The sequence below is a fragment of the Microbulbifer marinus genome (assembly GCF_900107725.1).
GTDB classification, from domain to species: Bacteria; Pseudomonadota; Gammaproteobacteria; order Pseudomonadales; family Cellvibrionaceae; genus Microbulbifer; species Microbulbifer marinus.
Window position 1 is genome coordinate 660,040 of sequence record NZ_FNQO01000002.1, and the last position, 19,037, is coordinate 679,076.

Consider the following 19,037-nt stretch of genomic DNA (forward strand, 5'->3'; position numbering starts at 1 on the left):
AGTCATGGCACACGGTCCGCAACCCGGATTCAAGCGGTGGCTCTACACCACCAACCACAAAGACATCGGCTCGATGTACCTCTGGTTCAGTTTTGCAATGTTCCTGCTGGGCGGCTGCATGGCGCTGGTAATTCGCGCCGAGCTGTTCGAGCCGGGTCTGCAGATAGTGCAGCCGGAATTCTTCAACCAGATGACCACCATGCACGGCCTGATCATGGTGTTCGGGGCGGTGATGCCGGCGTTCGTCGGTCTTGCCAACTGGATGATCCCGATGATGATCGGCGCTCCGGATATGGCGCTGCCGCGCATGAACAACTGGAGTTTCTGGATACTGCCGTTCGCCTTCGCGATGCTGGCGTCCACGCTGTTCATGGAGGGCGGGGCACCGAACTTCGGCTGGACTTTCTACGCACCGCTCTCTACAGAGTATGCGCCGCCGAGCGTGACCTTCTTCATCTTCTCGATCCATATCATGGGCGCGTCGTCGATTATGGGATCGATCAATATCATCGCCACCATCCTGAATATGCGCGCGCCGGGCATGACCCTGATGAAGATGCCGCTGTTCGTATGGACCTGGCTGATCACCGCCTACCTGCTGATCGCGGTTATGCCGGTACTGGCCGGCGTGGTGACCATGATGCTGATGGATATTCACTTCGGCACCAGCTTCTTCAGCGCTGCCGGTGGCGGTGACCCGGTGCTGTTCCAGCATGTCTTCTGGTTCTTCGGTCACCCCGAGGTGTACATCATGATCCTGCCGGCATTCGGTATCGTGTCGGCGATCATTCCCACCTTTGCGCGCAAGCCGCTGTTCGGCTACAGCTCGATGGTGTACGCGACCGCATCCATTGCTTTCCTCAGCTTTATTGTCTGGGCGCACCACATGTTCACGGTCGGTATGCCGATCGCCGGTGAGCTGTTCTTCATGTACGCCACCATGCTGATCGCGGTGCCCACCGGGGTGAAGGTATTCAACTGGGTTACCACCATGTTCCGCGGCTCGATGACGTTCGAGACACCGATGCTGTTCGCGGTGGCCTTCGTGATTCTGTTTACCATCGGCGGCTTCTCCGGACTGATGCTGGCGATCGCCCCGGCGGACTTCCAGTATCACGACACCTATTTCGTGGTGGCGCACTTCCACTACGTGTTGGTGCCCGGTGCCATCTTCTCGATTACCGCCGGTGTCTACTACTGGCTGCCGAAGTGGACCGGCAACATGTACAACGAGACCATGGGCAAGGTGCATTTCTGGCTGGCATTTGTCGGCCTGAACGTCACCTTCTTCCCAATGCATTTCGTTGGGCTGGCCGGTATGCCGCGCCGCATCCCCGACTACGCGCTGCAGTTTGCCGACTTCAATCAGATAGCCAGTATGGGAGCCTTCCTGTTTGGCGCAGCGCAGCTGGTGTTCCTGTTCAATGTGATCCGCACTGTGCAGGGTGGCAAGAAGGCGACCGCCGAAGTCTGGGACAATCCGGAAGGGTTGGAGTGGACGGTTCCGTCGCCGGCGCCTTACCACACATTCAGCACGCCTCCGGCCGTACGCTGACAGGACATTGAGCGATGCGCTGGAGTGACAACGCAAAAATAGCCACCAAGCTGCTGGCGCTTGCCGCCAGCATGCTGGTGTTTGCGATTTTTGTCATGCCGCCGCTATACGACGCCTTCTGTGAAATCACCGGGCTGAACGGTAAGACCGGCGGTAAATACGAAGCGGTACCCGCGGCAGTGGACCGCGACAGACTGGTCACCGTCCAGTTCGTGGCCAGCAACAATGAGAACATGCCGTGGGGCTTCAAGCCGAGTGTCGTGTCTGTGAAAGTACATCCAGGCGAGGCAATGGATACCGTCTTTCTCGCCACGAATCCCACCGAGCGCGATATGGTTGCCCAGGCGATTCCGAGCCTGGTGCCATTTAAGGCCGCCGAGTATTTCCACAAGACAGAGTGCTTCTGCTTCAATCAGCAGGCACTGAAAGCCGGGGAAACTGCCGAGTTGCCGCTGCGATTTATCGTCGACCCGGACCTTCCCCCGAGCGTTAACACCATTACCCTTTCCTATACGCTGTTTGATATCACGGAAAGAGTCTCAAGCAATTTTGATAACAAAAATACCGACTCCGAGCGAGAGGGATAAAAATTATGGCCAGTGAAAGCAGCTACTATGTGCCCGAGCAGTCCAGGCTGCCTATTTTTGCCACCATCGGCCTGTTCCTAACGGCCTTCGGCGCCGCCAACTGGATCAACGGTGGCAGCGCGTACATTTTCTTCGCGGGTGCCCTGGCCATGGCGACTGTGCTGTGGTTCTGGTTTGCACAGGTAATCCGAGAAAATATGGCCGGCCTCAACAGCGAGCAGCTGAAACGCTCTTATGTGTGGGGCATGGGCTGGTTTATTTTTTCCGAGGTAATGTTCTTCGCCGCTTTCTTCGGCGCCCTCTATTACATCCGCAATTTCGCCCTGCCCTGGCTGGGTGGTGAAGGCGACCGCGGCACATCGAATATGCTGTGGCAGGGCTTCGAGAATACCTGGCCGCTCTACGTGACTCCGGATGCGGCCGTACACGGCGATGCGGCAAAAATATTGGGCCCCAAGGAGATTATTGACCCCTGGCATCTGCCACTGCTGAACACGGTTATTCTGCTGTCTTCGAGTGTCACCGTGCACTTCGCCCATGTGTTCCTGAAACAGGGCAAGCGCAGTGCGTTCAATCTGTGGCTGGCGCTGACCGTTGCACTCGGGGCGCTGTTCCTGTTCTTCCAGGCGGAGGAATACTACGAGGCGTACAAGCACCTGGGCCTGACACTAGAGTCCGGCATCTACGGCACTACTTTCTTTATGTTGACCGGATTCCACGGTGCGCACGTCACACTCGGTACCATCATGCTGCTGATCATGCTGTTGCGTTCTGTGATCGCCCACCACTTCACGCCGGATGATCATTTCGGCTTCGAGGCGGCCAGCTGGTACTGGCACTTCGTGGACGTCGTATGGGTAGGCCTGTTTATTTTCGTCTACGTGCTGGGCGCATAGGCGGACTGAGTTTGGGGGCCCGCAGCAGGCGGGCTTCCAATCTGAAAATTAGTATTTATCTGCCCAGGGCGCCGTATTGGATAAAATGCCGCTGTCGAAACCGTACCAGATGGCCAACAGTAGTAGCGCGGCAAGAGAGATACGGATGCCGAGGGCGTAGAGTGTTCTCTTCGATTGCGGTGCGCCCATATCACGCAGCAGGAAAAACAGTGCACTGGACAGGCTGGCCAGCACTGCGAGAAACAGAAACACAATAACGATTTTCAGCCACATATTATTATTCGCCAATTGATGTAGGAGCCTGCTTGCAGGCGAAAATCGGCATGACGGTACACACCCCTTCAGTGCAAGCGAAAAACGCCAGTGTAGCACTGATTCGAAACTGGCCCCTTACCATCCTGAGTGGCCTGTTGCTACCGCTCCTGATATCGCTGGGTGTCTGGCAGTTACAGCGTGGCGCCGAGAAAGCCATGCTCACCGCGGCACTCGATGCACGCCTGGCGATGCAGCCACAGAATCCCGCCGAGCTACAGCATTTGCAGGCCTATACACCGGTGCGTCTACTCGGCTACTACACCGGCGAATATCATCTGCACGACAACCGCACCCGCGATGGCCGCGTCGGTTACGAGGTGTTACAGGTCTTCGTCGCTGCTAACCAGCGCTGGCTGGTCAATCGCGGTTGGCTCGCCGCTCCGGCACAGCGCAATCAGCTGCCCGAAGTCAGCTGGCCGATGGCGGCGAAGGTCATCACGGGGTTTCTGTACCCGGTTGCGACCGTTGCCGAAGAGGCAGCGCCGATCACCGGGACCAGAATTCAGCAGCTCGATAGCGTATTTACTGGTAGTCTGGAGCTGGAGCGGCCCGAGTGGAGTATTCGCCTCAGCGCGGATTCGGACACGGCGCTGGTAACGGACTGGCAATTGATCAACAGCCCACCGCAGCGCCACCGCGCATATGCCGTACAATGGTTTGCCATGGCGATAGCGCTGATTGTACTGTGGTTATGCGCTGCGACCAGGTTGCCGCAACTGCTGCGAAAACAATAAATTGAAGTGCTAAAGAGGTAACACTGCCGTGACCCATACTAGCCATAACCCTGCCGCCGACAGAGAATCCCCCAGCGCAAAATCGTCTGGAATCGGGGCAATCCAAGGTGTTTCCGTTGTCGCTTCGGTGCTGCTGCCAATACTGGCCGCTTATATTGTTTTTTATTCCGGGGTGGGCATGCCCGATGGCACAATCAATCAGGGCCAGCTGCTAAAGCCGCCAGTGGACATCAGCCAGTTGCCGTTCATTGAGGGCGGTACGGCGCCGGTGCAGCTTGCGGAAGAATCTCCCAAATGGCGTTATCTGATTCTGTCCGGTAACGAGTGCGCGGCGGACTGCGAGCAGCTGCTCTACACCAGCCGCCAGGTCCATATCCGCCTCGGTGAAAAGGCCACCCGGGTAGAGCGGTTGCTGGTCACGACGGCACCACTCGGGGATGAATTCCAGCAAATGCTGCAGCGGGATCATCCGCGCTTGCGCGTGGTGCAGTTACCGGAGGCGTCGTTGTTGCAACTGCAGCGGCAGAGCGCGCACGAAGGTATTGCCGATACGAGGGTGCTGCTGGTCGACCAGCAGGGCTTTGCCATGATGGCCTATGACAATCACCACAGCGGCAACCAGCTGCTGAAAGATATCAAACGACTACTGAAGTACTCCTACGAGAAGTAACCGGGAGAGATGCGATGGATAATTACGAACGGGACCCCACCGACAGCAAGCCGCACACTGCGTGGCGCCTGCGCCTGGCACTGGCCGGTTGCGCGCTGGCCGTGGTGGTCGTGGTGCTCGGCGCCTTCACGCGTCTGGCCGATGCCGGCCTCGGTTGCCCGGACTGGCCCGGCTGCTACGGTCACCTAACCTGGCCGGACGAACACCACGAGATACAGAATGCCAACGCCGCCTTTCCCCACGCCCCGGTGCAAACCGACAAGACCTGGCCGGAAATGGTACATCGCTACTTCGCCGGTGCCCTGCTGCTACTGGTTGGCGGCTTAACGGTACTGTCCTGGCGCCGACGCGGTCACCGCACCTTCAAGCAGACGCATTTTCTACTCGGGCTGATTATTCTGCAGGCCGCGTTCGGCATGTGGACGGTCACCCTGAAACTCTGGCCACAGGTGGTGACCGCACACCTGCTTGGAGGTCTGGCGACCCTGTCCATGTTGTGGCTGATCGTGGAGCGTCTGCGCAACAAAGGGCGTTTTATCCCGGCGCACGAATTCCGCGCGCTGCAAAAAATCCGCCCACTGGCGTTTATTGCCGTGGCCACCGTCGTGCTGCAGATCGTCCTGGGCGGCTGGACCAGCTCCAATTATGCGGCGCTGGCCTGCCCCGACTTCCCCACCTGCCACGGCGAATGGTGGCCGCAGGCCGATTTCGCGCAGGGATTTAATGTGGCCCAGCAGATTGGCCCCAATTACCTCGGCGGCGCGCTGGAGAGTGATGCGCGTACCGCAATACATCTGACGCACCGCATTGGGGCGCTGATCGTTACATTACTGGTTCTCAGCCTGGCGCTGCTCGCCTGGCGCGCCGGTTCGCGCCGATGGGCGATTGGGCTTGCGGGCGCCCTCGCTCTGCAGGTATGTCTCGGCATCGCCAACGTCGTAATGTTCCTGCCGCTGCCGATCGCCGTCGCGCACAACGCCGGCGCCGCGCTGTTGCTGCTCGGATTGCTGACTTTCTGTTACCGGATTCAGACAGCGCAGCCCCAGGCAAGCAGCACGAACAGCGAACGAGAAAATTCCGAGTTACATGGAACGGTGCTGGCAGGGGAATTATGAAGCAGCTTGCCGCGGTTATCGTAACTTTTGTTATCAGCGGCTGCGACAGCGTTCAATTCAATACGAATTTGGGCGCGTACACGAACACAAAAGTGAAAGCCGCCAGCGTGCGTGAGTATACGGCGGAAGAAATAGCCCGTTACCAGGCAACTTCGCTGGGTTTTGTTGAAGCGGCCCATTGCCAGAAAAAACCCGGCGATCGTCAACCAAGCCGACAGGCACTGGTCGACAACTTGAAACTCCGTGTGCAGCGACTCGGCGGCAACGGGGTTGTGGTTGAGTCCTGCGGAAAAAGCGCAGATGCAATGTGTCAGCTCTTCATTGAGTGTCGCGGGATGGCTTACGCCGTACCGGAACGAAAAGGATAGCGATACCGCATTTAGAAATCAGCCGAGCAACATGTCGCGATGACGATAAAGATAATAATGAGGTGACACCATGACCGCACAAACCGCCGCACTGAGCCAAACCAGCTGGCGCGATTATTACGAGCTCACCAAGCCGCGGGTGGTGATGCTGATGATTCTGACCTCCGTTATCGGCATGCTGCTGGCGGTGCCCGGAATGGTGCCAGTGGATATATTACTATTCGGCAACCTGGGCATCGCACTCTGCGCCGGCAGCGCTGCCGCAGTCAATCACCTCGTCGACCGCCATATCGATATCAAGATGGCGCGCACCAGCAACCGACCGGTCGCCCGTGGTCGCGTCGAGCCGCAGAAGGCGCTGCTGTTTGCACTGCTGCTCGGCAGTGTCGGCATGGCTATCCTGCTGGTGTTCGTCAATGCGCTGACGGCCTGGTTGACCCTGTTCTCACTGCTCGGCTATGCCGTCGTTTACACCATGTTCCTGAAGCGCGCCACGCCGCAGAATATTGTCATCGGCGGTATCGCTGGTGCGGCGCCACCGCTGCTCGGCTGGACGGCAGTCACCGGTGAACTGCATGGCCATGGCCTGTTACTGGTGCTGATTATCTTCGCCTGGACACCGCCGCACTTCTGGGCTCTCGCGGTGCACCGCCGCGCGGATTATGCGAAAGCGGATATCCCGATGCTGCCCGTGACTCACGGTGTGGCTTACACAAAGCTCCACATTCTGCTGTATACCTTTGTGTTGCTCGCGGTCAGCCTGTTGCCCTTCGCCACCGCGATGCTTGGTTGGCTGTATCTGCTCGGTGCAGTCGTACTGGGGCTGGGTTTCGTCTACTGGGCCGTGGAAATGCTGCGCGATAAGAACCCGAATGCCGGTATGGAGACGTTTAAATATTCCATCGTTTATCTGATGGCACTGTTCTGCATTATGTTGCTGGATCACTATCTGATTGCGGTGTAAGAGATGGCCAATACAGCAAACCGAGAAAATACGACACACAACAGCCCCGAACAGCGCCGCGGTATCTGGCTGACAGTAGCAGTGCTGGTGCTGTTTATGATTGCCGTGGTGCTGGGTTTCCTGCACAAGATGGGGCAGCCGCGAGTCATTACCGATTCCGAATTGCGCCTGAATGGCACGGTAAAACTGGAGCGCCCGCGCATACTGGATAATTTCGAGTTGCTCGACGACACTGGTGCGGTATTCCGCACCGAGAGCCTGAGTGGGCGCTGGACACTGGTCTTTTTCGGTTTTACCCACTGCCCCGATGTCTGCCCGACCACGCTCGCCACACTGAACAGTTTTTATCAGACTCTCGACGAGCAGACGCGCGCTGACACCGATATTCTTCTGGTTTCCGTCGATCCCAAGCGGGACGGCCCGCAACAGCTGCACGACTATGTGCGCTACTTCAATGAAGATTTTCGCGGGCTCACCGGTGAATTCCTGAACCTGAAACGATTTGCCAACCAGCTGAACGTGCCCTTCAACAAAGTACCGCTCGAAGACGGCGAATACACCGTCGATCACGGTTCGCAGGTGGTGCTGATCAATCCGCGCGGCCATTACCACGCGTTTTTCAAGGCGCCCCTGGATCCGGCCAAAATGAAGTTGACCTATCGCTCGATGCGCGCCACCTTTAACGGTTGATCAGGCACTTCGTCGGCTGGCCTTGCCCGCGGATAGCAATCAGGGCCGCTGACGAGTGCGAATGACTACCGGTAAAAGGACACTCATGCGCAGCGAATCACTCGACCCCGAAGGGCCATATCGGGCCCTACAGACTCGCAAAGCCGGTCTGTGGGCCGCACCGCTATTGTTGACCCTGTGCGCCATTCCATTCGGTTGGACCGGGCTGGCCGCACCGTTGATCTGGCTATCCCTGTATACGATCGAAACGACGCGTGGCTGGAAGCGCGGTCTCAGCTATCTGGCCGCAGGGTTACTGATGTTGGTTACGGCACTGGGACTGTTGCCGGGCGCTGCGCGCATCGAGTTGCTGCCCCCGTATACGGATGGTGCCGGCAACAGCATCTATGCCAACTTCAATGTGGGCAAGGCCGTTATCGCCATTGCCCTGGTCGCCTTTATGCTGCGCCTGCGCCAGTCCCTGAAGGCGGTTGATATGCCCTACATAGCTGCTGCCGTGATGATTCCGCTTGTTTGCGCAGCAGCAGTATTGGGAACCTCCGCCAAATTTGCGATGGCAATCGTCGTGGCCGCAGCGATAAACCTGCTGGTGGTCTGTGTCAGCGAAGAGGGCTTTTTCCGCTGGATTCTGCAGCGGGGCGTGGAAAACGGCCTGGGGCGCTGGCGCTGGCTGGCGGTGCCGCTGGTGACTGCCGTGTTTACTTTCCTGCACACCGGCTGGGCGGCTTCGGCGACGGCACTTGCCCTGGTGACGGTTGCCGGGTTTTGCTACTCGCTGCTGTGGTGTTTGCGGCAAAATTTCTGGGGCTGCGTTCTGGCTCACTGGGGTGTCAACCTGCTACACATGTTTTTGCTGCCCTATCCAATTGCCGGCTGACTGCCTGCACGAATAGAAGATCCGAAAAACCTCAAAAGGATACTTAGGTGGAACTGAGCACTCATATCATATTTTCCCTGATTTCTTACAAGATCACCTCGTTACTGGTGGGCTGCGTATTTGCCTATATGGGCTACCGCCTGTTCATGTCGGGTATCTGGGGCCACGCCGGCGAACTGGAAACCGGCTTCGGCGACAACCGGGTGGTGATCAAGAAGGCCGCGCCGGGCACCTTCTTTGCGGTTTTCGGCGCAGTGATCATCGCCATCACACTGTACAAAGGTCTGGAATTCGAGACCTACCGCAAGGGCGGCGAGTCGTTCGTGGAAATTGCCGAAGAGGGCGCTACCGATATGCCGGACAGGAAATCCCTGTAAACCAAGTAGTGTCCATCAAGCTTCTTGGCTTAGTCCGGCACCGAATGCCAGTGGGTGGCGACAATATCCAAACGCAGGTCGCCGCCGGGCCAATAGAAAAAATCAAATGGGAGTGGGTGAAATGAGGAAAATTGCTTTAGCGGTTGCCTTGGCCGTGACTGGCTGTGGCCAGGACGCGGAGCTGAATAAGCAGGCCCAGCGCATGGCGCAACAGTATTTACTGGTGGATACCCATATCGATGTGCCTTACCGCTTGAATGAGAAGCCTGCCGATGTCGGAATGGCGACACAGGGTGGTGATTTCGACTATCCACGCGCAAATCGCGGCGGTCTGAACGCGCCGTTTATGTCGATCTATATCCCGGCGGAAATGGAGAGCGATGGCAGCGCCAGGGACTACGCCGATCGGCTGATCGATCAAGTGGAAGGTCTGGTGGCGCGGCACCCAGACAAGTTTGCGATCCCCCATTCTGTCAAGGAAATGGAGCGGCAGGTGGCCAGCGGACGTATATCACTGCCACTCGGGATGGAAAATGGGGCGGCAATTGCCGGCGATCTACAAAACCTGCATCACTTTGCCGAGCGCGGCATACGCTATATCACGCTGACCCATTCGAAGAGCAATCATATCTCAGACTCTTCCTACGACGAGCAGCGGCAGTGGCAGGGCCTTAGCGATTTCGGTAAACAATTGGTGAAGGAAATGAACCGTGCCGGCGTTATGGTCGATGTTTCGCATATCTCCGACGACGCCTTCTGGCAGGTCATGGAAATATCCGAGGTACCGGTAATCGCTTCACATTCCTCCGCACGCCACTTTACCCCGGGTTTCGAGCGCAATATGAGCGACGAGATGATCCGTGCGTTGGCGAACAACGGCGGTGTCATCATGATCAATTTCGGCTCCACCTTCATCAGCGAGGCGTCACGTGAGTCTCGCGCAAAAATCCGCACCGCGACAGAACAGTACATGCGCGAGCAGGGGCTGGACGAGGACAGTGAAGACGTAAAGCACTTTACCGAGCGGCTGATGGAGGAAGAGTTCGTCTACGCGGAACTAGACGATGTGCTGGATCACTTCGATCATGTGCGCGAGCTGGTCGGTGTCGAACATATCGGCATTGGCTCGGATTACGACGGTGTCGGCGATAGCCTGCCGACCGGGTTGAAGGACGTATCCCAGTATCCCAATCTGATCCGCGGCCTGCTCGAGCGCGATTACAGCGAGGAAGATGTTGGCAAAATCCTCGGCGGCAATCTGGTGCGGGTGTGGCGTGAAAACGAGGCCTATGCCCGTGCTAAGCCGCAGGGTGCGCCAGCAGGCACTGAGTAGTAACCCTATTTGCAGTACGAACAAGATCGGAGAAAAACTGCGATGTTAAAAACCACAACCTCGGTCGTGGATGGCAGAGAGATCAGGGACTACCTCGATGTGGTAGTGGGTGAGGCCATCCTCGGCGCAAATATTTTCAAGGACATCTTTGGCGCCGTGCGCGATGTGGTCGGCGGGCGTGCCGGTGCTTATGAGCGGGAGATGGGCAGGGCCCGCAGGGTTGCCTTTGAAGATATGGAGAAGCAGGCGCGCAAACTCGGTGCCGATGGTATCGTCGGTATCGACATCGACTACGAAGTTGTCGGCCAGCAGGGTGGCATGATGATGGTTAGCGTCAGCGGCACGGCGGTGAAATTTCGCTGACTACCAGTCACGATCGACGGTTCAGGGGCGCGCCCCTTGTTTGACTATGGCTAAAGTCTTAAATACAGAGAGCTATCATGCAAAAGCTTGTAATCCTATTCTCGTCATTGATCATGCTGCTGATGGGCTGCGCCAGCCAGTCGCCGAAACCACCGCAAGTTTTCAATGCAGGCGATACTGTTGGAAATGGATTGGTCGTGTTTTCGGTAAAATACAATGGGCCGAACTCCGGTTATGATATCCACTATCGCGGTTTAGATTTTGCAAAAAAAGGAACTGCTGGTGCGGGGGTGGGAATTGCACTGTTCCCAACCAGACAAAAAAGCGATTTTGAATACTCAACGGGCAAGCTACACGTGTTGGAATTGCCTGTCGGCAAGTACGAGTTCTATGCATGGAGTACCAAAAGCGGTATGGCAAACCTTAGGCAAAACAAACCGTTTTCCATTGAATTCGACGTAGAGCCGGGAAAGACTTCTTACCTAGGGTCGTTTGTCTTCAGTGCGACACATCTTGTTGGTGCCACCGTTACCGCGGTACGAGTGGATTATGCCAATGCGTTCAGCGAAGACATGGACGCGCTCAAGAATAAATACTCCAACGTAAATATAGATATCTCAATGGCAGGGGAAAAAGAGGGCTTGGTTCTAGGGGAGTTAGGCGGCAACAGCAGCATCTCCTGGAATACCATACCCATATTCCTGTAGGCACAGAAAAATGCTGCTGCTACCTTGTGTTCCGATCGTATTTGCAGTCTTGATTACCGGCCAAAACCACGATGAAATGGGCGTATATAGAGCTGAACATTGGTATTGCCGATAAAAAACCATGACAAATGATACGGGGCCGAAATCCAGGAGCCGCAAGTCGGATAAAACGTTGTCTTTATTCGTTGCCGCATGCTTCCTGATTCTGGTCGCGTATTTCTCTCACGATGGTACTATCCCGAAAGCAGTTGCCTATCTGATCAGCGCAGCCAGCCTCCTGGCGATTGTGCTTTACGCCAAAGATAAGTGGGCGGCTGTTCACGGGCGCTGGCGTGTCCGCGAGAGTACGCTGCATGCTGTCGCACTTGGCGGTGGCTGGCCGGGCGCACTGATTGCACAGGCACTGTTTAATCACAAACGCAGCAAGCGCCGCTTCATAATCGCTTTCTGGATCACCGTGATCATCAACTGCAGTTTGTTGCTGTGGATTTTTACGGATCGCAATGGCGCGCAATTGGCGGCGGTAATTGCCGCCATAAAGAACGCAGTAGCTGGCTAGGGGTGTGCCCATCCGGTCCCTTCATCTGACAGGCAGCCGCAGTTTGTTGTTTTTCCCTCTCACGCCTATGAACTAGTCTCTGAGTGAAGTCCCGGCGTAAATGGACGTCACTGGCGCAGAGATCCCTTCCGTGAAAAACCTGTTCGACCAGTTCTCACATTCAAGGCGAGCGCGGCGCCTGATTGGCCTGTTAGGGTTGCTGCTAGTGGCGCCTGTGGCCCTGTGGCTGCCGCTCGGCTGGATGGGGCTGGCGCCGTCGATGGTGGAGGTTTTCGGTATTGAAGGCCTGAGAATACCGGCATCCATCGCAATATTCGGGCTGTTGGTTGCCGCCATAGGTTTCTGGGACTACGACGCTGACTGACAAGGAGAGAACGATGTTCAAGCTATCGGATTTTTTCATCCTGCTCGCGGTGGCGATTTCCTTCGCGCTATCGGGCTATCTGTGGTTCAACGGTTACAAGGATCAAGGCATATTTACCGCACTGTGGGTGCCGTCAATCCTCGCCTTCGGTATCTATTTTAAGGTTTCTGCACTGCTGGCCCGGGTGCGCTGATTATGTCCGAATCACTATTGCTGGCGATCGCGATTGGCGTGTTCGTGATGCTGTTGATCGGTATTGCGCTGACCGTCTATGAATTCCACCGCGCCGGTTCAGAGCCGGTGCAAAAATCCAATCCAGGAAGAAAGCGGGAAGGGCGAAGATAGCCAACATTCGCCGAAATATACCGCGCTAATACCGCAAAAAATAAAGGGGAGAGCCGAGGCTCTCCCCTTGTTTGGTTGCTACGCTAACGGCGCGGTGACTTAGAAGCTGTAAGTCATCTTGCCGTAAACGAAGCGACCGCGCGGATCGTGCAGGCCGGATACATAGCCATACAGGTCCGAGTCGCCGTCACCGATTGCGAAAGGCGGTTCCTCATCCAGGGCGTTGTCGGCACCGAGGCTCAGCACCATATTGTCGAAGCCGGTATAGCGTGCCTGCAGATTCACGGTCATGAACGAGTCCACCGTACGGGAATCATTGGTGTCATAGTCCAGGGTGCCGTCGAAATCGATATCGGGCGTGTCTTCAAACTCGCCGATATAGTTCAGGCCCACGGTGAACGCGAAGGCATCGCGTGCCCAGTCCGCGGATGCTGCCCAGCGGTGCTGCGGGTATTCATACTCGCCGGCCAGGTCACGGGTCAGGAAGTCGTCGCCGCTGGAATTCAATTCCACCCGCTCAAACTCGGCCAGGTAAGAGTAATCCAGGCGCAGACCCAGATCGCCACCGGCCACAGCCATACCGGAGTAAACCAGGCTCATGTCGACACCGGAAACTGTCTGTTCACCGATATTGATAAAGCCGCTGTTGATGGACTGCAGGGAGCCGAGGGATTCGCCGGGCAGAGGCGCGGAACGGACGCACACAGTGCTGTTCTGGTCGTTACAGAACTGGCTATACAGGTAGCCGAAGGGCACCTCGTCGATCTTGCCTTCCTGGGTGATGCTCCAGTAATCCACGGACAGCTGCATGCCATCGATGGGCTTGACCACCGCACCCAGGTTGAAGGACTCAGACTCCTCAGCTTCCAGATCCGGGTTGCCGGCGAACTCGATCGTGTAATCGGTGCTGGCACAGTAGGCGTCATTGACGGCGCAACCGAAAGTATCGGCAAAGAAAATGGATTCCTGCGACGGTCCCAGCCCAATCTGGGCGAGAGACGGCGCGCGGAAACCGGTACCCCAGGAAGCGCGCAGAGACAGCTTGTCACTGGCGGTCCACAGCAGATTGGCCATCGGGTTGGTAGTGGTACCGAAATCACTGTAGTCGTCGTAGCGGCCGGCCAGAGTCAGATCCAGATTGGCGGGCAGCGGAATCGCGAATTCCACGAACGCCGAGGTGATATCACGGCTGGCGGAGGCGGATACGGACTCAGTGCCGAAGATCAGGCCGCGCTGGAACTGGTCGTCCGGAATATCGGAAGCCTTTTCCTCGCGGTGCTCAACACCGGCGGCCATGGCGATAGCGCCGTTGGCGGTATCGAACAGGTTGCCGTTGATGGTGAAATCCATGCCGCGCAATTCGGATTTACCCTGACGCACGAGGCTGGTGGTAATGGAGTCGATCACAGACTGCGGGTTCTGCACGCCGCCGAATGGGTTGTAGCGGCCCGCATCGATCTCCTGCTGCAGCAGGTCGGTGCGCACCCAGCCCTGGGACCGGTTGCCGGTCTGAGTGGATTCGCTGCGCGAGCGCTGCACGGACGCTTCCCAGTCCCAGTCCGCAACGCTGCCGCGCAAGCCGAATACACCACGCAGGTTGTCGGTCTCGATACTCCACTGGCGCGCGCCGGCATCGACGGTGCGGTAGCGGCCCACATCAATGCTGCTGGCACCGGTAAACGGGTTGTTCGGATGGGTGATTGGCACGGTCAGGCCGGCATCTTCATCCAACGGGGTGGGGGCACCCTGGGCGATGGAAGTATTGTGCTGCACGGCGATTTCGCTGAAAAACTCCACGCTGTCAGTCAACTGGGAGTGGCCCAACATCAGCATACCGGTGCGCTCGGCTTCCGGTGTCAGCAGGGTCCAGGGACCGTAGTCGTAAACACAGGTCTGGCCGAAGGCGCTGCCGGCCGGACAACCCGGGTCGATCGTGGTCTCGCCGTCGACGATAAAGCGGCCCGGGTAACCGCGCGATGAACGGAAATCCATACCGCCGCGGGAGGACTGGTCGGCGGTGTCGAGGCCGCTGCGTTCCACGCTGGCGAGCGTCGAGTTGCTGTGATGATCGAAGATCAGAGTCAGGTTCGAGTCGTCGCCGTTGACACCCCAGACAGCGGCTACTGACTGCTCGTCATAGCCGTCGGCACCACCGTAGTCGACGGAAATCTCTGTGCCTTCAAAATCCTTGCGCAGCACCAGGTTGACCACACCGGCAACGGCATCGGATCCGTAGATCGCTGAGGCGCCGTCCTTCAGTATTTCCACCCGCTCTACTGCCGCCAACGGAATGCTGTTGATGTCGACGAAGTTGGTGGTGATGCTCTCGGCGAAGGCACTGATGGCGACGCGCTTGCCGTTGACCAGTACCAGGGTTGCGTCGGCACCCATGCCACGCAGGCTTACTGCGGCGGCGCCGTTGGCGGTGGAGTCCTGGTTGTTGCCGCGGGTAGAGAAGGTGCCGTTACCGGCAGCGGGGTTCTTTTCGAACATTTGCTGCAGGTTGGTGTAGCCGGATTTTTCGATGGCCTCGCGATCCATCACCTGGATCGGGGTGGCCGTCTCGAACTCGGCATTGCGTTGAATGCGCGAGCCGACTACCGCGACTTCCTCGATGGCGCCTTCTTCGGCGGCGAAAAGAGTTTGCGGTACGGCCGCAGCGGCCGCGGTGAGTATGGCGCTAGCCAGTGCGTTACGACGAAAAGTTTGTTTTTCCATGATCGTTGCTCGTCCATTTATTGTCATTATTGGTGACTGACCGAAACTGACTGGTCGTCGGGCAACACTAGCAACGGCCGAATTTTGAAACAATTGGCCGGCGACGGGACGAGCAATTATTGAGGGGATTGGTGAAGGCGGTCTCAATTATCTGGTAGAGGGCGTCGCAAATGCGAGGGCCGTACCAGAATGCAAAGATCGAAAATATTTGAATAGTGTGGGCTCGGCGGATACGGCCAATAAAAGTATCAGGCGGTGCGAAACTGACACGCGAGAAAAATCATTCCAGCCGCCAGCACTATCGACGGCCCCGCCGGCGTATCCCACAGAATGGACGCCAGCAATCCAAGTAGTACCGCGATACAGCCGATTGTCGATGCGAGTACAGCCATGCGCTCGGGGGTGTTGGCAAGCTTGCGCGCGGCGGCGGCGGGAATAATCAGCAGCGCGGTAATCAGCAACACGCCGACCACCTTCATAGCGATCGCAATCAGCAGCGCCAGCATCAGCATCAGTGCCAGGCGGGTTTTTTCCACCGGTACGCCCTCCACCGCGGCCAGCTCTTCGTGCAGGGTGAAGGCCAGCAATTTCTCCCATAAGAAATACAACAGTGCAGCAATCAGCGCGGCCGCGGCCAGCATCAGTACAAGGTCGCGACCGCTGACCGCGAGCAGATCGCCGAGCAGTAGCGACAGCAGGTCGACTTTAATTTTGAACAGGCTGACCGTGACGATACCAAGCGCCAGCATCGAGTGCGACAGAATGCCGAGCAGTGTATCCACGGACAATTTCTGCCGGCGCTGCAGGTAGACCAGCAGTACCGCCAGGGCACAGCAGGTGGCGCCGACGGCGAGGGTCGGCATTATCTGCAGCACGAAGCCGAGGGTGACGCCGAGCAGCGCGGAGTGGGCCAGGGTATCGCCGAAGTAGGCCATGCGCCGCCATACGGCAAAGCAGCCCAGCGGGCCGCTGACCAGTGCGACCAGCAGGCCGGCGGCCAGGGCGTACCAGAGAAATTGGCTGTGCAGCAGCTCGCTGAATTGCACCACTTATTTGCGCTCGTCTTGTTTGTCGGGGTGGTTGTTGCTGTGATTGTGCGAGTGATGCCCTGAGTGGTTACAGCCGTGCTCGTCGACGACATCGCCACTCAGGCTGTGGGCGTGATTGTGCTGGTGGGTATAGGGCGCCACCTTGTCGCCGAATAGCTCCAAGTAGGCGGGATCGCGGCTCACTTGTTCCGGGTGGCCTTCGCAACAGATGTGCTGGTTGATACACAGGACCTTATCGGTCGCCGCCATGACCAGGTGCAGATCGTGGGAAACCAGCAGCACGCCACAGCCCAGCTCGTCTCGCAGCGCGGCGATTAATTGATACACCTCGCTCTGGCCGCCGACATCGACGCCCTGGGTCGGTTCGTCGAGTACCAGTAGTTGTGGCTTGCGTGACGCGGCACGTGCCAGCAGCACCCGCTGCATTTCCCCGCCGGACAGCTCGGCCAGGTTGGCGTCGCTTAGCTGGCTGGCACCGACACGCTGCAGCGCCGCCTGCGCCGCATCGGTACTGAGCCCTGGCTGTCCCAGCAGCAGGAAGCGCTTGATCGACATCGGCATGGACGCATCGATCTGCAATCGCTGCGGCATATAGCCGATACGCAGATCCGTCCTGCGCCACACACTGCCGCTGGTGGGGCGGGTCAGGCCGAGCAGCAGCCGCAGCAGGGTGGTCTTGCCGGCGCCATTGGGGCCGATAACGGTGACGATTTCTCCCTGCTGCAGCTCGAGGGTAATGTTCTGCAGCAGTTGCCGGCCGGCGATTTCCAGCCCGAGATTGTCGGCAGTGATGAGCGGCTCGGAATGCGTCAGGGTGAAATCTCCGCGAATGGCGAGAATGAAGATCTATCGTACCTGCGACTGGCGGGCGCAGGCCGGCTGTGATTATATCGCAGTTTTTTGCCGCCCAATGTCTGCCATGTTGCCCGTTACGCGCCTGTTGTTGCTGTTTTCCGTCATTCTGCTCGCCGCCTGTGGCAAACCCGCATCGACTGCTAACGGTGAACTGGTGGTGAGTATCCGTCCGCTGGCGCTGATCGCCAGGGAAATTGTCGGCACCGAGATGCCGGTGCGTGTGTTGATCCAGAGCGGCGATCCGCACCACTATGCGCCCAACGTATCGGAGCGCGCGGCGCTGGAGCGCGCCGGGCTGGTCGTGTGGATGGGGCCGCAGCTGGAAAGCGTGCTCGCCAGGCAAGTGGCGTTGCTACCCGCCGAGCGGCAGCTGCAACTGCTCGGCGCGGGCGATTACGAATACGAGGGTGCCGCGGCTACGGATCCGCACCTGTGGCTGCGTCCGCGCAATGCGGCGCAGATCGCCGCGCAGATCGCCGAACGGCTGGCCGAGCTGCAGCCGCAACAGGCGGAAGGGTACCGTAGCCGCGCGCGCGACTTTTCCCGCGCCATGGCCAACCTGCAGAAAGTGCTGGACCGGGCCCTGTGGGCCTATCGCGATGTGCCGATCGTCGTGACCCATGATGCCTATGGCCATTTCTTTGGCTCCGCCGGCGTGGCGACTCGCTCTCTGAGTGACAGCGGCAAGGGCGGGCACGGCGCCCGGGCCCTGTTGCAACTGCAGGGGCGCGGCGACGGCTGTCTGTTTGGTGAAGTGCCGGCGAACGATCGCGACCGGCAGACGGCGGATAACCTCGGCCTGCGCTACGCGGCGCTGGATCCGCTCGCCGAGCGGCTGCCGGCGGATGCCGATTATCGTAACCTGATTGAACAGCTGCTAGCGCAGGCGCGCAGCTGCCTTGCGGAGGTGCCGGATGTTGCTCCGGCCGATGCCGACAACTAGCGGCGGCGCTGCGCGGTCAGGAGGGTTCCTGTTGCTGCGCCTGTGCCTCCGTACGCAGCCGCTCTTCCTCCTGCCGGCGCAGCTCCTCGGCGCGGATGCGCTGCTGTTGCCGGCGTAATTCCTCCGCCTGCGCGGCTTCCTGGGCTGCCTTGCGACGCTTGTCCTGTTCGCTGGCCAGAGCCCGTTCTTTTTCCGCGCGGAACCGTTCCACCAATTGCTGCTGGCGGAGCCTCAGCGAGTGGACCTGTTCCAGCCGGCTGCGTTGTCGCTGCTGCTGTTTGAACTGGCGCGCCTGCCGGGTCCTTTCCCGCGCTGCGTCATCGGCCTCCCGCTCACCAATAACCTCGATATATTCCATCTCGCCGGGCAGGTTTGCCGCGCCGCTGTCGCGCCCGATTCCGTCCGCCGTCGCCAGTGCGGGCGCGATAAACACTGCCGATGTCAGCAGCAGGCGGTGGATAATTGTATAGCTCATGGTTACAGCCCTCTCGATAACTCCCTATCAGCGGCGGTTGTTCCGCACGGCAGGATTCGCTCTTTAAAAGCCTAGAAGGCGCGAGCGGGTTCGCTTGCGGGACTGCGGTGACTGCCACCCACAGAGCGGTGGTGTGAGGGCGCGTTCGTGCGGGCTGTATGAACGCTGTGAACGGGAA

At 58.4% G+C, this 19,037-nt stretch carries 24 protein-coding genes; 19 read left to right on the forward strand and 5 right to left on the reverse strand.

Features of this window, described 5'->3' with window-relative positions; translation table 11 throughout:
* Window positions 1–4: 4 nt before the first annotated feature.
* From ctaD to BLW36_RS10855, 3 genes are read left to right on the forward strand one after another with little or no spacing between them, the layout of a single operon-like run.
* Entirely contained in the window at window positions 5–1,555 is a 1,551-nt protein-coding gene (ctaD, locus tag BLW36_RS10845) for a cytochrome c oxidase subunit I (RefSeq protein ID WP_091388146.1), read from the forward strand.
* A gap of 14 nt (window positions 1,556–1,569) precedes the next feature.
* Window positions 1,570–2,142: a cytochrome c oxidase assembly protein gene (locus BLW36_RS10850; RefSeq protein WP_091388148.1), complete on the forward strand. Its 573-nt coding sequence runs from the start codon at window positions 1,570–1,572 to the stop codon at window positions 2,140–2,142.
* A 5-nt stretch (window positions 2,143–2,147) separates the two neighbouring features.
* The gene (locus BLW36_RS10855; protein WP_091388151.1) at window positions 2,148–3,038 is read left to right on the forward strand and encodes a cytochrome c oxidase subunit 3; all 891 of its coding nucleotides are present in this window, start codon (window positions 2,148–2,150) and stop codon (window positions 3,036–3,038) included.
* A gap of 48 nt (window positions 3,039–3,086) precedes the next feature.
* Here BLW36_RS10855 and BLW36_RS10860 read toward each other — a convergent pair whose 3' ends face one another.
* Window positions 3,087–3,311: a DUF2909 domain-containing protein gene (locus BLW36_RS10860; RefSeq protein ID WP_091388153.1), complete on the reverse strand. Its 225-nt coding sequence runs from the start codon at window positions 3,309–3,311 to the stop codon at window positions 3,087–3,089.
* Between the two features lie 32 nt (window positions 3,312–3,343).
* Between BLW36_RS10860 and BLW36_RS10865 the strand changes: the two genes are divergently transcribed.
* The 15 genes from BLW36_RS10865 to BLW36_RS17355 all read left to right on the forward strand — a co-directional run bounded on the left by BLW36_RS10865 (window position 3,344) and on the right by BLW36_RS17355 (window position 12,819).
* Window positions 3,344–4,087, forward strand: coding sequence for an SURF1 family protein (locus BLW36_RS10865; protein WP_091388155.1), 744 nt, complete (start codon window positions 3,344–3,346; stop codon window positions 4,085–4,087).
* Between the two features lie 178 nt (window positions 4,088–4,265).
* Window positions 4,266–4,757 (forward strand): hypothetical protein, encoded by a 492-nt coding sequence (locus BLW36_RS10870; protein ID WP_244506218.1) that lies wholly within the window; start codon window positions 4,266–4,268, stop codon window positions 4,755–4,757.
* A gap of 14 nt (window positions 4,758–4,771) precedes the next feature.
* Window positions 4,772–5,872 (forward strand): COX15/CtaA family protein, encoded by a 1,101-nt coding sequence (locus BLW36_RS10875; RefSeq protein WP_091388159.1) that lies wholly within the window; start codon window positions 4,772–4,774, stop codon window positions 5,870–5,872.
* Window positions 5,869–6,240 carry a hypothetical protein gene (locus BLW36_RS10880; protein ID WP_091388161.1) on the forward strand — a complete coding sequence of 124 codons (372 nt, stop codon included), beginning with the start codon at window positions 5,869–5,871 and terminating at the stop codon, window positions 6,238–6,240. Before BLW36_RS10875 ends, BLW36_RS10880 begins: the two co-directional genes overlap by 4 nt.
* Window positions 6,241–6,310: 70 nt before the next feature.
* On the forward strand, window positions 6,311–7,204 hold the full coding sequence (gene cyoE, locus BLW36_RS10885; protein WP_091388163.1) for a heme o synthase: 894 nt from the start codon (window positions 6,311–6,313) through the stop codon (window positions 7,202–7,204).
* A 3-nt stretch (window positions 7,205–7,207) separates the two neighbouring features.
* A complete protein-coding gene (locus BLW36_RS10890) occupies window positions 7,208–7,894 on the forward strand; it encodes an SCO family protein (protein ID WP_091388165.1) in 687 nt (228 codons plus the stop codon).
* Between the two features lie 85 nt (window positions 7,895–7,979).
* Window positions 7,980–8,771 carry a CPBP family intramembrane glutamic endopeptidase gene (locus tag BLW36_RS10895; RefSeq protein ID WP_170833189.1) on the forward strand — a complete coding sequence of 264 codons (792 nt, stop codon included), beginning with the start codon at window positions 7,980–7,982 and terminating at the stop codon, window positions 8,769–8,771.
* Window positions 8,772–8,818: 47 nt separating this feature from the next.
* Window positions 8,819–9,148: a hypothetical protein gene (locus BLW36_RS10900; protein ID WP_211567184.1), complete on the forward strand. Its 330-nt coding sequence runs from the start codon at window positions 8,819–8,821 to the stop codon at window positions 9,146–9,148.
* Window positions 9,149–9,269: 121 nt separating this feature from the next.
* Window positions 9,270–10,481, forward strand: a complete 1,212-nt coding sequence (locus tag BLW36_RS10905) for a dipeptidase (RefSeq protein ID WP_091388676.1) — start codon at window positions 9,270–9,272, stop codon at window positions 10,479–10,481.
* Window positions 10,482–10,523: 42 nt separating this feature from the next.
* A complete protein-coding gene (locus BLW36_RS10910) occupies window positions 10,524–10,844 on the forward strand; it encodes a heavy metal-binding domain-containing protein (protein WP_091388169.1) in 321 nt (106 codons plus the stop codon).
* A 77-nt stretch (window positions 10,845–10,921) separates the two neighbouring features.
* Entirely contained in the window at window positions 10,922–11,551 is a 630-nt protein-coding gene (locus tag BLW36_RS10915) for a hypothetical protein (protein ID WP_091388171.1), read from the forward strand.
* Between the two features lie 121 nt (window positions 11,552–11,672).
* Complete coding sequence (locus tag BLW36_RS10920; protein WP_091388173.1) at window positions 11,673–12,110, forward strand: DUF1294 domain-containing protein; 438 nt, start codon at window positions 11,673–11,675, stop codon at window positions 12,108–12,110.
* A gap of 130 nt (window positions 12,111–12,240) precedes the next feature.
* Window positions 12,241–12,474, forward strand: coding sequence for a hypothetical protein (locus tag BLW36_RS10925; RefSeq protein ID WP_139304864.1), 234 nt, complete (start codon window positions 12,241–12,243; stop codon window positions 12,472–12,474).
* 13 nt (window positions 12,475–12,487) lie between these two features.
* On the forward strand, window positions 12,488–12,667 hold the full coding sequence (locus BLW36_RS10930) for a hypothetical protein (protein WP_091388178.1): 180 nt from the start codon (window positions 12,488–12,490) through the stop codon (window positions 12,665–12,667).
* 2 nt (window positions 12,668–12,669) lie between these two features.
* Window positions 12,670–12,819, forward strand: a complete 150-nt coding sequence (locus BLW36_RS17355) for a hypothetical protein (RefSeq protein ID WP_170833190.1) — start codon at window positions 12,670–12,672, stop codon at window positions 12,817–12,819.
* 99 nt (window positions 12,820–12,918) lie between these two features.
* Here the strand turns inward: BLW36_RS17355 and BLW36_RS10935 are convergent, their stop codons facing one another.
* The 3 genes from BLW36_RS10935 to znuC form a co-directional block, all read right to left on the reverse strand.
* The gene (locus BLW36_RS10935; protein WP_091388179.1) at window positions 12,919–15,537 is read right to left on the reverse strand and encodes a TonB-dependent receptor; all 2,619 of its coding nucleotides are present in this window, start codon (window positions 15,535–15,537) and stop codon (window positions 12,919–12,921) included.
* Between the two features lie 248 nt (window positions 15,538–15,785).
* Window positions 15,786–16,586, reverse strand: a complete 801-nt coding sequence (locus BLW36_RS10940; protein WP_091388181.1) for an iron chelate uptake ABC transporter family permease subunit — start codon at window positions 16,584–16,586, stop codon at window positions 15,786–15,788.
* Complete coding sequence (gene znuC, locus BLW36_RS10945) at window positions 16,587–17,399, reverse strand: zinc ABC transporter ATP-binding protein ZnuC (RefSeq protein ID WP_091388182.1); 813 nt, start codon at window positions 17,397–17,399, stop codon at window positions 16,587–16,589. It lies immediately after the preceding gene.
* A 106-nt stretch (window positions 17,400–17,505) separates the two neighbouring features.
* Between znuC and BLW36_RS10950 the strand changes: the two genes are divergently transcribed.
* The gene (locus BLW36_RS10950) at window positions 17,506–18,384 is read left to right on the forward strand and encodes a metal ABC transporter solute-binding protein, Zn/Mn family (RefSeq protein WP_244506219.1); all 879 of its coding nucleotides are present in this window, start codon (window positions 17,506–17,508) and stop codon (window positions 18,382–18,384) included.
* 16 nt (window positions 18,385–18,400) lie between these two features.
* Here the strand turns inward: BLW36_RS10950 and BLW36_RS10955 are convergent, their stop codons facing one another.
* The gene (locus BLW36_RS10955) at window positions 18,401–18,859 is read right to left on the reverse strand and encodes a hypothetical protein (protein WP_091388184.1); all 459 of its coding nucleotides are present in this window, start codon (window positions 18,857–18,859) and stop codon (window positions 18,401–18,403) included.
* Window positions 18,860–19,037: the final 178 nt, after the last annotated feature.